The following is a 10,904-nucleotide window of genomic DNA, read 5'->3' as shown; positions in this document are numbered from 1 at the left end:
AGCTCACTCATGCTTGATCGACTGCTGGGGCACGTCTTCGGATGGCGTCGGGCTCGCTTCGCTGGTTCGCGACGCTGGTGGATCCTAGTTGCCTGCGTCCTAGCTGCGTCATTCTTTTCGGCCATCCACGCATCCATCCAGCTATTTAACGGCTGGCAGTACTCGATCGTGCGCCCACTTTGTTTTCGCCGCCGTCGTTTCTGCAATTTCGAAGATCACGTTCTTGCTTCAGTTGACCCTACGTTGTATTGGTTGTACATGAGCATGTGGGCTTTCGTGGCTGTATGCTGCATTGCATTGTTGGGCTTCTGTTTCTGGATTTGGTTTCGTCGCAGTGAACTCTAACAGTTCGCTCAAGCCGAAGCCGCTTCGCGGCTCGGCTTAATTCAGGCGTTAGCCCCCACAAATCGGAGGAATCCGCTATGAGACATCTCGTTACCTTGCTTCTCTTCGTCGGCGCCATTGCCGCATACATCGCGGGCAGCACCCTGGGGGCGGCGGCACTCGTCGTGGCTGGCCTCGTTCTGGAATCAGTGGCTTGGTACCGGCTTTTACGCGGCAAGAAACATCGGCCTGTTTCGACACACTAGCGTTGAACAGGCCGTGCACCTGGACCTGCACGCCGCGTTGTAGGCTACGTGGGACTTACCCGCCCGCGCGAGCTTCAACCTTGCGTGTTGGAACCCTCAACACCACCGTGTGTGGGCTAACAATTCATTCAAGCCGAACCCGCTTCGCGGGTCGGCTTAATTCAGGCGTTAGCCGTCACAAGGGACCCTAGAAGGTGAAAGCTCGGCTCTCTTATCCGCTGATTTTTTTTCTACCTTGCGCTCTGGCTGCCGGTATTGCCGGATTCGCCTTTGCGACCGTTAGCAGCGCTGCCTTGTGGCTGTTCGTTTACGGCGATGGTGAGTGGCCCGATTCAGCTGGAACTGTCCTTATGGCGCTGGCTGCTATCGTAGCCACAACCATCTTGGCCGCACTGGTTTCACGCTTCTATGCCTATGGCAAGCGCCGGGAGGCACTTGGTGGCGTCAGCCGCCGTCATGTGGCAATGGCCGTAGGCATCTCAGTACTGCTGCTGGCGCTCATCCTGGTTTACCAGTGGTAGGCCGGCGACATCGGCTAGTGCCGGCCAACCATTCGTTCAAGCCGAAGCCGCTTCGCGGCTCGGCTTAACTCAGGCGTTGGGCAGCTGAAGAGCGACACGTATGACGCGCACCACCTACATCTTGATAAGCGGGGCAGTGATCGCGGCGTTTGCGGGAGGCATCTTCACCCATCGCTTCTTCGTCCGAGACAGCCACAGCGGCGTGAGTCAGAGTGAAACCTACCGCATTATGCAGGCCGTCGTTGCCTCAGCAGGGACGCAGATTGCGAGGGAAAGGGATCATTGCGAAATCACCCACGCCGGAGATGGTCCTGGAGTTACGAAGGTCGGCGACTTCATTGCCAGCTCGAGCGGTTTTAGGTTTGAGGGCGAATGGAAGTCGTTTGAGAATTTGAGGTGTGACGGGGAAGGTACACTCAAGTGCGAGTGGGCCTTTGGCAAAGCCAAATCTGAAGAAGGGTGGGGTCGTATCCTTCGGTTTACGTATGTCTTGCAAACTGGCGCGATAGACACCGCCAGCTTCGAGTGCCTAGACGTACCGTGAGCACACAGTTGCCCAACAATGCAATGCGCTGCAGCCGACGTGCAAAACGCACGCGGCTGAGCGCGATCGTTAGCCCCCACAAATCGAAGGAACCCGCTATGAGACATCTCGTCACCTTGCTTCTCTTCGTCGGCGCCATTGCCGCATACATCGCGGGCAGCACCCTGGGGGCCGCGGCACTCGTCGTAGTTGGCCTCGTTCTGGAATCAGTGGCTTGGTACCGGATTTTACGCGGCAAGAAACATCGGCCTGTTTCGACACACTAGCGTTGAACAGGCCGTGCCCCTGGACCTGCACACCGCGTTGTAGGCTACATGGGACTTACCCGCCCGCGCGACCTTCAACCTTGCGTGTTGGAACCATCAAGCCCACCGTGTGTGGGGCCTAACAACCCATTCAAGCCGAACCGGTAGTTCCTACGGTTCAGTGGACGCCCTGATCTCACTTCAGGAGTGTCTTCAATGCCCAAGCCAGGCCCCAGAACAACCTATCTATAAAGCAACGCCTTCAAGGCGACCGCCGTTCGATTGAGCCAGCTTCCGGGCGTGGCAGTGCGTGATGTGGCCGAGTCGCCTTACATCACCCTTTCATGTTGTCTCGTTGGTGCAAGCAAGCGCGCGAGGCGGGGAGCTCGACCAATGTCGTCGAATTGGACAAGGCCATACCGTCGCCGGAATCGAGGCGTTGGCCAGATGAAGAAGCGGGTACCAGCAACTCGAACTCAAGCATGACCGTTCGAATGAGGCAATTGCGTTCACTTCCAGGCATGGGGAGAACGTACGCACGCCCCGTATCTCAGATGCAGCCGGCAGGCTGGGCTCGCACGTTCGCCCGAGCCACTGCCCTCTCCCGGCCCTGCCCGGCCCAGGGGCCGGTGCCCTCAACGGAGACATGCGATGACCTGTCACGCCCCGGGATCCGCCACCGCTTTGACGCTGACGCTCACGCTCGCGATGAGCGTGTGGATGCCGGGCCGAGCGCAGGAACCTGACCACGACCACACGCTCATCCTGGCCGGAACATTGATCGACGGGACCGGCAGCTCGCCGAGGGACAACGTGGCGATCGTCGTCCGGGACGGCCGTATCGCCGAGGTACGTGATGCCGTCCAGGAGGACGCTGCAAACCCGGCCGCGCTCGACCTCAGCGGGTTCCACGTCCTGCCGGGACTGATCGACGTGCATGCCCACCTCACGCTGAGCCACGATCCGGCGCTCGACTACGGCGAGATCTCGGGGCCTGCGAGTGCCATCCTCGGCGTCGTTCACGCCAGGCGCACCCTGATGGCGGGATTTACGACGGTGCGCGATCCGGGCGGACCGCACTACGCGGATGTCGCGCTGCGGGATGCTATCGCGGCCGGCAGGGTCGAGGGGCCGCGCATGTTCGTCAGCGGCCCGGTGCTCACGATGACCGGAGGGCATGCAGCCGTCGGCAACTGGGCGCCGCCGGACCTGGAACTCAGCAGCGCAGCCGCACGGGTGGCCGACGGCAGCGACGAGATCCGCAAGGCGGTCCGCCTGCACCAGAAGTACGGCGTGGACTTCATCAAGGTGATCGCGACCGGCGGCATCTTCACAGACCGCTCCGATCCGGCGGCCGCTTCGTACACCCGCCAGGAGATCGAGGCCGCCGTGGACGAGGCCCGCAAGCGCGGGCAGCGGGTTGCCGCGCATGCCCACGGCCTGGAGGGCATACGCAATGCGGTGCACGCCGGGGTGCACTCCGTCGAGCATGGGACCTACCTGGACGCCGAGACTGCGGCATTGATGGCACGGCGCGGCGTGTTCCTCGTTGCGGACCTGTATGCGGACGCCTACTCGCTGATGCACGGCGACGCGCTCGGGCTCGATCCGGCACATCTCGCCAAGGCCGAGGCTGCAAGCGGGCATCTTCGTGAGAGTTTCCGGCGGGCGCGGGCAGCGGGCGTCAGGATCGCCTTCGGCACCGACGCGGGCGTGTTCCCCCATGGCGAGAACGCGAGGCAGTTCGCGCTCTACGTGCAGCTCGGGATGTCGCCACTCGAAGCATTGCAGGCGGCGACCCGCGACGCCGCGGAGCTGATCGGGGCAGGCGAGGACCTCGGAACGGTCGAGACCGGCAAGCACGCCGACCTGATCGCGGTGCCGGCGAATCCGTTGGCAGACATCCGGCAACTGGAAACCGTGCCGTTCGTGATGAAGGGTGGAACCGTCGTAAAGAACGAGATCGACGGGGATTAAGCCCTGCCGTGATGCGAGCCGCCATAATGCACGCCGAATGCTCTCCTGAGAGGAATCGACCCCATGCCTGAAGCACTGCTCGAAGGCGGCTGCCAATGCGGCGCTGTTCGCTATCGCATCACCGGCAGCCCGGTCATGGCGGCGCTGTGCCATTGCTCGATGTGCCGGCGCGCGAACGCGGCGCCGGCCGTGGCCTGGGCGATGTACGAGGAGTCGCAGGTGACGTTCCTTGGAAGTCCGCCGACGGTCTACGCGTCCTTACCGGATGCGCGACGGAGCTTCAGCGGCCGCTGCGGGACCCAGATCGGCTTTGCGGCCGACTACATTCCGGGGATGATCGACATCACGATCGGGAGCCTGGACGAACCGGAGCGGATGCCGCCGGCGTTTCATTACTGGACATCCCGGCAGCTGCCGTGGCTGCAGATGGCGGACGAGTTGCCCAGGTTTCCGGAGTTCCCTCCGACGGACTGACGCCGCCGCGGTTCCGATGGCTGGGAACGATCATCCGCCTGCGGCTCTCTCCGGTTGCCGCGCAACGAGACCTGGAGTGGTCCAATGAGCGACGAATGCGTTTTCTGCGAGATCGTGCGGGGCGATGCGCCGGCCAGCGTGGTGTACGAGGACGAGATGACGATGGCCTTCATCGGTCCGCGGCAGTTCCATGCCGGGCACACATTGGTCATCCCGCGCGGGCATTTTCGCGACGTGCGCGAGCTCGATCCTGAAACGGGCGCGGCGGTGATGGCGACGGTTTCGCGCATCACCCGCGCCGTCGGGCTGGCCTTTCCCAACCAGGGGCTCAGCCTGTGGCATTCGATCGGCGAGGCGGCGTTCCAGGAGGTGCCGCACCTGCACATCCATGTCCATCCGCGAAAGCTCGACGACGACTTCCTGCGCATCTATCCGCACGCGCCTGCCCTGCCCGACAAGGACACCCGCGACCGGTACGCGGCCCAGGTACGTGCCCATCTCGATTGATCCCAGGTCCGACACGAGCCGGCGACATTGCAGGGTCGAGTCAGACGTCGGCGGCCGCCACTTCGCGCAGCCTGCCTTCGTGCAGTTCCAGCACGCGGTCGAGCTTGCGCGCCAGCCGGCGGTCGTGGGTGACCAGCACCAGGCTGGTGCGCTGGGCGCGGTTGAGTTCCAGCATCTGCTCGAAGACGGTGGCGGCGGTGCGCTCGTCGAGGTTGCCGGTGGGTTCGTCGCCGAGCACGCAGGCGGGATGGTTGACCAGCGCGCGGGCGACCGCGGCGCGCTGGCGCTCGCCGCCGGACAGTTCGCCCGGCTTGTGCTCGAGCCGGGGGCCGAGGCCGACCGATTCCAGCAGCGCCTGCGCCCGTTGCCTGGCCGCGGGCACGTCGCTGCCGGCGAGCACGACCGGCAGCATCACGTTCTCGAGCGCGGTGAACTCGGGCAGCAGGTGATGGAACTGGTAGACGAAGCCGAGCGCCCGGTTGCGCAACTGGCCGCGGGCGGCGTCGGACAGCGCGCTCATCCGCTGCCCGGCGACGTACACCTCGCCGGCAGTGGGCGTATCGAGCCCGCCGAGCAGGTGCAGCAGGGTGCTCTTGCCCGCGCCGGACGCGCCGAGGACGGCGACGGTTTCACCGGCGTGCACCTCGAAATCGAGCCCGCCGAACACCGGCGTGACGAGCTTGCCCTCGCTATAGGTCTTGCCCAGGTTCTCCGCGCGCACTACCGCGTCGCCATGCATTCGCGCTTGCTCTTCCGATTCCCGATTCCCGATTCCCGATACCCGGCTACTCATAACGCAGCGCCTCCGCCGGCGCGGTGCGCGCAGCGCGCCAGGCCGGGTAGATGGTGGCGACGAACGCCATCGCCAGCGCGACCAGTCCGATGATGGTCACGTCGTCGGGATTGAGTTCGGTCGGCAGGCCGGTGATGTAGTACACGTCGGGCGGGATCAGCACGACGTCGAAGGCGCCTTCGATCGCGCGCAGGATGTACTCGAGGTTGAACGTGAGCAGGACGCCGCCGAGCACGCCGAGCACGGTGCCGATGACGCCGATCAGCGTGCCCTGCACCATGAACACCTGCAGCACGCCGCGCGGCGTGAGGCCGAGGGTGCGCAGGATGGCGATGTCGGCCTGCTTGTCGGTCACCAGCATCACCTGCGAGGACACCAGGTTGAAGGCCCCCATCGCGATGATCAGCGACAGCAGGATCGCGATCATGGTCTTCTCCAGCCGCAGCGCGCGGAACATGTTGGCGTTCTCGCTCGACCAGTCGCTGACCCGGTACGGGCCCTGCAGGCGCACCGCGAGATCGCGCGCCACCTCCCAGGCCTGGTTCATGTCGTGCAGCCGCAGGCGCACGCCGGTGACGCCGTCGCCGATGCGCAGCACGCGCTGCGCGTCCCGCATGTTGACCACCGCCAGGCCCTTGTCGAACTGCTGGTGGCCGGCCTCGAACAGGCCGCTGACAGTGTAGCGCTTGAGCTGCGGCACGCCGCCCATCGGCGTGGTCTGGAAGTCGGTCGTCACGATGACCTTGTCGCCGACGGACACGCCGAGCCACAGCGCCAGCTCCCGGCCGAGGATGATGTTGAAGCTGCCCGGCTGCAGGTCGTCCAGGCTGCCCTGCACCATCTTGTCAGCGATCACCGAGACGTGTCGTTCCTCTTCGGGAACGATACCCTGGAGGAAGGCCGGCTGCGGTTCGGAGGTGTTGCCGCTGATCATCGACGGCCGCTCGACGTAGGGCGCGGCGCCGGCGACGCGCTCGTCGCGCAGGGCTTCGTCGACCGCGTGCCGCCAGTCCTCCATCGCGCCGCCGACGGCGCTGACGGTCGCGTGCGCCGACATCTGCAGCAGGCGGTCGCGGATCTCGCGCTGGAAGCCGCTCATCACCGCCAGCGTGGTGATCAGCGCGGTAACGCCGATGGCGATGCCGAGGATCGAGGCGAGCGAAATGAAGGAAATGAAGCCGTTGCGGCGCTTGGCGCGCAGGTAGCGCAGGCCGATGGCGACGGGAAGGGGTTTGAACATCGGTTCTCGCTGGCTCCGGGCGGCATGCCGCCCGGGAAGCCGGCATGAAGGCCGCTATGGTGCCATCGAAGCCGCCCGACGCGCAGCCTGCGGATCGGGCGCGGCCAGCCGGAGTTCACGTCGTCGCGCCGGCGGCAGGGTGTCCGGCCACCAGGCCAGGCGCTGCGCCCTGCCCCGGGGGTCGCGCCAGTGCAGGAACGCGAGCGGGCCGCGCCAGCGCAGCGTCACGTCCATGACCGGTTTGCCGTCGAGCGACACCGGCGCGGCGGCGCCCGCGAAAACGAAGCTGCGTGCGGGCCTGCGCGCTTCGCGCCGCAGCAGCGCCAGGCCATGACCGAGCGCGGCCAGCGCCAGTGGCCAGGCGACCAGGCGTGGCATCTCCGAGGCGAGCACGGCGAACGCGGCCAGCGGCGTCATTACCGCCAGGATCGCCAGCAGCCAGCGCGATGGGCGCCAGGGGATCTCCGCGCGCGCAGGAACCACGTGGCGGACGTGGTGGGCATGCGCAGGCGGATCCGCGGTGTGGGCGGTGGCGTCGCGGTCAGCGGAGTTCGCGGATGCGTCGGACGAGCGCGTCGAGTGCGGCATCGGGAACGGCCTCGTAACCCATGAACCAGCGCCAGAGCCTATCGTCCTCGCAATCCAGAAGCTGTAGGAAAACTCCGCGTTCCCCATCGGAAGCCGCCGCCCATGCGCGATCGAGATAACGGGTGAACAGGACGTCCAGCTCGCGCATGCCGCGGCGGCACTTCCAGCGCAGGCGCCGCAGTTCGGCCGTGTCGGCGGCATTCATGCTGCGAGCAGGCCCCACGCCAGCCGCAGCCACAGCAGCAACAAGACCACCGCACCAAGCAGGAACACCCAGAAGCGATGCATGACCGTGTTGTATCCGCACTGGATAACGCTGTGGGCGATGCGCAGCGCGACGAACGCCCAGGCCAATCCCAGCACCATCGGCGTGACCTGCGCGGTCAGCGCCGCCACGACCAGCGCGAAATAGAACAGCACCGGCAGTTCGAACAGATTGCGGAAGTTATCGGCGGCGGAGCAATCGGTCAACTTCGCCGCTGCCTGCGTGGAGGTTGCCACCGCCTGCGGGCGTATGCGCTCGCGCCGCATCTGCGCCACCCGGCGCCGGTACATGACCGTCATCACCACGAAGGTGAGCGCGACCATGGCCAGGCCGGGCAGAAGGATCGACTGGACGTTCATTCGGTCCCGCGCTTGCTGCCGATGGCGAGGAACGGGTGCCGTGCGTCTCTCACTCGTTTCTCGTTCCTCTCCACTCGTTCCTCGCTCTTCAGCCTCGCCGCGCCAGCATCATCTGCTTGATCTCGCCGATCGCCTTGGCCGGGTTGAGGCCCTTCGGGCAGGTGCGCGCGCAGTTCATGATGGTGTGGCAACGGTAGAGCTTGAACGGATCCTCGAGGTCGTCCAGGCGCGCGCCGGTGTCCTCGTCGCGGCTGTCGATGATCCAGCGGTAGGCCTGCAGCAGGACCGCCGGGCCGAGATAGCGGTCGCCGTTCCACCAGTAGCTCGGGCAGCTGGTGGTGCAGCAGGCGCACAGGATGCACTCGTACAGGCCGTCGAGCTTGGCGCGATCGTCCTTCGACTGCAGCCGCTCGCGGTCCGGCGGCGGCGCGCTCTGCGTGCGCAGCCACGGCTTGATCGACGCGTACTGCGCGTAGAAGTGGGTCATGTCGGGGACGAGGTCCTTGACCACGTCCATGTGCGGCAACGGATAGATCGGCACCTCGCCCCTGCCCTTGCCGCAGTCGTCGATGGCCCTGGTGCAGGCCAGCGTGTTGGTGCCGTCGATGTTCATCGCGCAGCTGCCGCAGATGCCCTCGCGGCAGGAGCGGCGAAACGTGAGCGTGGGATCGACCTCGTTCTTGATCTTGATCAACGCGTCCAGGACCATCGGCCCGCAGTCGTCGAGATCGATCTCGTAGGTGTCGGTGCACGGGTTGCGGCCGTCGTCCGGATTCCAGCGGTACACCTTGAAGCTGCGCACGCGCTTGGCGCCGGACTTCGCCGGGAAATGGCGGCCCTTCTGGATCTTCGAGTTCTTGGGGAGGGTGAATTCGGCCATGGACTACGTCCGGGAATGGGGAATGGAGAATCGGGAATCGCAAGGGCGGAAACCCGGGAATGCTTCAACGTCGCTTTTGCGTTTGCACTTGCGATTCTCCATTCCCGATTCCCGATTCCCGGCTCTAATACACCCGCGCCTTCGGCGGCACCACTTCGACCTCGTCGTCGAGGGTGTACATGTGCACCGGACGATAGCCGATATGGGTCTCGCCCTCGTCGCTCACCCAGCACAGGCTGTGCTTGTGCCACTCGGTGTCGTCGCGGTCGCCGAAATCCTCGCGCGCGTGGGCGCCGCGCGATTCGGTGCGGTTTTCGGCCGAGACGATCGTGGCCAGCGCCTGTCCGAGCAGGTTCTGCAGCTCGAAGGTCTCGACCAGATCGGAGTTCCACACCATCGAGCGGTCGCTGACCTTGACGTCGGCGAAGGAGGCGTGGATCTCGCGGATCTTCTTCACTCCGGCGGCGAGCGTCTCGCCGGTGCGGAACACGGCGGCGTCCTCCTGCATGGTGCGCTGCATGTTGTCGCGGATCACCGCGGTCGGCGTGTCGCCGTTGGCGTTGCGCACACGGTCGAGGTTGGCCAGCCCACGGTCGCAGGCGTCGTCGGCCAGGCGCTTGTGCGATTGCCCGGTCCGGATCGTGGCGGCGCAGCGGTCGGCGACCGCGCGGCCGAACACCACCAGGTCGAGCAGCGAATTGGAGCCGAGCCGGTTGGCGCCGTGAACGGAGACGCAAGCCGCCTCGCCGATGGCGTACAGGCCGGGCACCACCGCGTCCGGATCGCCGTCGTGCAGCTGCACCACTTCGCCGTGGTAGTTGGTGGGGATGCCGCCCATGTTGTAGTGCACCGTGGGCAGCACCGGGATCGGCTGCCGGGTGACGTCGACGCCGGCGAAGATCTTGGCGGTCTCGGCGATGCCGGGCAGCTTCTCGTGGATGTCGTTGGGATCCAGATGGGTCAGGTCGAGATGGATATGGTCCTTGCGGTCGCCGACGCCGCGGCCCTCGCGGATCTCGATGGTCATCGACCGGCTGACCACGTCGCGGCTGGCCAGGTCCTTGGCGTTGGGCGCGTAGCGCTCCATGAAGCGCTCGCCCTCGCTGTTGCGCAGGATCCCGCCCTCGCCGCGCACGCCCTCGGTGATCAGGCAGCCGGCGCCGTAGATGCCGGTGGGATGGAACTGCACGAACTCCATGTCCTGCAGGCCCAGCCCGGCGCGCAGCGCCATGCCGCCGCCATCGCCGGTGCAGGTATGCGCCGAGGTGCAGCTGAAATACGCGCGGCCGTAGCCGCCGGTGGCCAGCACCACGCCATGGGCGCGGAACAGGTGCAGCGTGCCCTCGGCCATGTCGAGCGCGAGCACGCCGCGGCAGGCGCCCTCCTCGTCCATGATCAGGTCGAGCGCGAAGTACTCGACGAAGAAGCGCGCATCGTGCTTGAGCGACTGCTGGTACAACGTGTGCAGCATGGCATGGCCGGTGCGGTCGGCCGCGGCGCAGGTGCGCTGCGCGGTGCCCTTGCCGTAGTGCGTGGTCATGCCGCCGAACGGGCGCTGGTAGATCTTGCCGTCCTCGGTGCGCGAGAACGGCACGCCCTGGTGCTCGAGCTCGATGATCGCCGGGACCGCCTCGCGGCACATGTACTGGATGGCGTCCTGGTCGCCCAGCCAGTCGGAACCCTTGATCGTGTCGTAGAAGTGATAGCGCCAGTCGTCCTCGCCCATGTTGCCGAGCGCGGCGGAGATGCCGCCCTGTGCCGCCACCGTGTGCGAGCGGGTCGGGAACACCTTGGTGATGCAGGCGGTCTGCAGGCCCTTGGCGGCGAGGCCGAAAGTGGCGCGCAGCCCGGCGCCGCCGGCGCCGACCACGATCATGTCGTACTTGTGTTCGGTGATCTTGTAGGCGGTGCTCATCGGGAC

At 65.9% G+C, this 10,904-nt stretch carries 14 protein-coding genes; 7 read left to right on the top strand and 7 right to left on the bottom strand.

Annotated features, from left to right (window positions below):
• From AB5T46_RS15760 to AB5T46_RS15730, 7 genes are all read left to right on the top strand, one after another.
• Positions 1-345 (top strand): hypothetical protein (locus AB5T46_RS15760; RefSeq protein WP_370564989.1); only part of this gene is annotated, 345 nt, incomplete at its 5' end.
• 439 nt (positions 346-784) lie between these two features.
• Positions 785-1,111 (top strand): hypothetical protein, encoded by a 327-nt coding sequence (locus AB5T46_RS15755; protein ID WP_370564988.1) that lies wholly within the window; start codon positions 785-787, stop codon positions 1,109-1,111.
• 100 nt (positions 1,112-1,211) lie between these two features.
• Positions 1,212-1,655: a hypothetical protein gene (locus tag AB5T46_RS15750; RefSeq protein ID WP_370564987.1), complete on the top strand. Its 444-nt coding sequence runs from the start codon at positions 1,212-1,214 to the stop codon at positions 1,653-1,655.
• A gap of 98 nt (positions 1,656-1,753) precedes the next feature.
• Positions 1,754-1,921: a hypothetical protein gene (locus AB5T46_RS15745; RefSeq protein ID WP_370564986.1), complete on the top strand. Its 168-nt coding sequence runs from the start codon at positions 1,754-1,756 to the stop codon at positions 1,919-1,921.
• A 630-nt stretch (positions 1,922-2,551) separates the two neighbouring features.
• The gene (locus AB5T46_RS15740; RefSeq protein ID WP_370564985.1) at positions 2,552-3,877 is read left to right on the top strand and encodes a metal-dependent hydrolase family protein; all 1,326 of its coding nucleotides are present in this window, start codon (positions 2,552-2,554) and stop codon (positions 3,875-3,877) included.
• 63 nt (positions 3,878-3,940) lie between these two features.
• On the top strand, positions 3,941-4,351 hold the full coding sequence (locus AB5T46_RS15735) for a GFA family protein (RefSeq protein WP_370564984.1): 411 nt from the start codon (positions 3,941-3,943) through the stop codon (positions 4,349-4,351).
• A gap of 84 nt (positions 4,352-4,435) precedes the next feature.
• A complete protein-coding gene (locus tag AB5T46_RS15730; protein ID WP_370564983.1) occupies positions 4,436-4,858 on the top strand; it encodes an HIT family protein in 423 nt (140 codons plus the stop codon).
• Positions 4,859-4,898: 40 nt separating this feature from the next.
• On the opposite strand, the gene lolD is transcribed toward AB5T46_RS15730, so the two are convergent.
• The 7 genes from lolD to sdhA all read right to left on the bottom strand — a co-directional run bounded on the left by lolD (position 4,899) and on the right by sdhA (position 10,898).
• The gene (lolD, locus tag AB5T46_RS15725) at positions 4,899-5,597 is read right to left on the bottom strand and encodes a lipoprotein-releasing ABC transporter ATP-binding protein LolD (RefSeq protein ID WP_370564982.1); all 699 of its coding nucleotides are present in this window, start codon (positions 5,595-5,597) and stop codon (positions 4,899-4,901) included.
• A gap of 46 nt (positions 5,598-5,643) precedes the next feature.
• Positions 5,644-6,891, bottom strand: a complete 1,248-nt coding sequence (locus AB5T46_RS15720; protein WP_370564981.1) for a lipoprotein-releasing ABC transporter permease subunit — start codon at positions 6,889-6,891, stop codon at positions 5,644-5,646.
• A 54-nt stretch (positions 6,892-6,945) separates the two neighbouring features.
• Positions 6,946-7,374: a hypothetical protein gene (locus AB5T46_RS15715; protein WP_370564980.1), complete on the bottom strand. Its 429-nt coding sequence runs from the start codon at positions 7,372-7,374 to the stop codon at positions 6,946-6,948.
• Between the two features lie 58 nt (positions 7,375-7,432).
• The gene (locus AB5T46_RS15710) at positions 7,433-7,684 is read right to left on the bottom strand and encodes an FAD assembly factor SdhE (RefSeq protein WP_370564979.1); all 252 of its coding nucleotides are present in this window, start codon (positions 7,682-7,684) and stop codon (positions 7,433-7,435) included.
• Positions 7,681-8,103: an MAPEG family protein gene (locus AB5T46_RS15705; protein ID WP_370564978.1), complete on the bottom strand. Its 423-nt coding sequence runs from the start codon at positions 8,101-8,103 to the stop codon at positions 7,681-7,683. Before AB5T46_RS15705 ends, AB5T46_RS15710 begins: the two co-directional genes overlap by 4 nt.
• Before the next feature lie 88 nt (positions 8,104-8,191).
• Positions 8,192-8,983: a succinate dehydrogenase iron-sulfur subunit gene (locus tag AB5T46_RS15700; protein WP_370564977.1), complete on the bottom strand. Its 792-nt coding sequence runs from the start codon at positions 8,981-8,983 to the stop codon at positions 8,192-8,194.
• A gap of 124 nt (positions 8,984-9,107) precedes the next feature.
• Positions 9,108-10,898, bottom strand: coding sequence for a succinate dehydrogenase flavoprotein subunit (gene sdhA, locus AB5T46_RS15695; RefSeq protein WP_370564976.1), 1,791 nt, complete (start codon positions 10,896-10,898; stop codon positions 9,108-9,110).
• Positions 10,899-10,904 lie beyond the last annotated feature (6 nt).

This window comes from Luteimonas salinilitoris (assembly GCF_041300785.1).
GTDB classification, from domain to species: domain Bacteria; phylum Pseudomonadota; class Gammaproteobacteria; order Xanthomonadales; family Xanthomonadaceae; genus Luteimonas; species Luteimonas salinilitoris.
This window is presented reverse-complemented; position numbering and strand designations above follow the sequence as displayed.

What these genes read in the sequence shown, in the direction of transcription:
- AB5T46_RS15750 (WP_370564987.1), top strand. Translation starts at nt 1,212, where the DNA reads ATGACGCGCACCACCTACATCTTGATAAGCGGGGCAGTGATCGCGGCG.
- AB5T46_RS15745 (WP_370564986.1), top strand. Translation starts at nt 1,754, where the DNA reads ATGAGACATCTCGTCACCTTGCTTCTCTTCGTCGGCGCCATTGCCGCA.
- AB5T46_RS15740 (WP_370564985.1), top strand. Translation starts at nt 2,552, where the DNA reads ATGACCTGTCACGCCCCGGGATCCGCCACCGCTTTGACGCTGACGCTC.
- AB5T46_RS15735 (WP_370564984.1), top strand. Translation starts at nt 3,941, where the DNA reads ATGCCTGAAGCACTGCTCGAAGGCGGCTGCCAATGCGGCGCTGTTCGC.
- AB5T46_RS15730 (WP_370564983.1), top strand. Translation starts at nt 4,436, where the DNA reads ATGAGCGACGAATGCGTTTTCTGCGAGATCGTGCGGGGCGATGCGCCG.
- lolD (WP_370564982.1), bottom strand. Translation starts at nt 5,597, where the DNA reads ATGCATGGCGACGCGGTAGTGCGCGCGGAGAACCTGGGCAAGACCTAT.
- AB5T46_RS15720 (WP_370564981.1), bottom strand. Translation starts at nt 6,891, where the DNA reads ATGTTCAAACCCCTTCCCGTCGCCATCGGCCTGCGCTACCTGCGCGCC.
- AB5T46_RS15710 (WP_370564979.1), bottom strand. Translation starts at nt 7,684, where the DNA reads ATGAATGCCGCCGACACGGCCGAACTGCGGCGCCTGCGCTGGAAGTGC.
- AB5T46_RS15705 (WP_370564978.1), bottom strand. Translation starts at nt 8,103, where the DNA reads ATGAACGTCCAGTCGATCCTTCTGCCCGGCCTGGCCATGGTCGCGCTC.
- AB5T46_RS15700 (WP_370564977.1), bottom strand. Translation starts at nt 8,983, where the DNA reads ATGGCCGAATTCACCCTCCCCAAGAACTCGAAGATCCAGAAGGGCCGC.
- sdhA (WP_370564976.1), bottom strand. Translation starts at nt 10,898, where the DNA reads ATGAGCACCGCCTACAAGATCACCGAACACAAGTACGACATGATCGTG.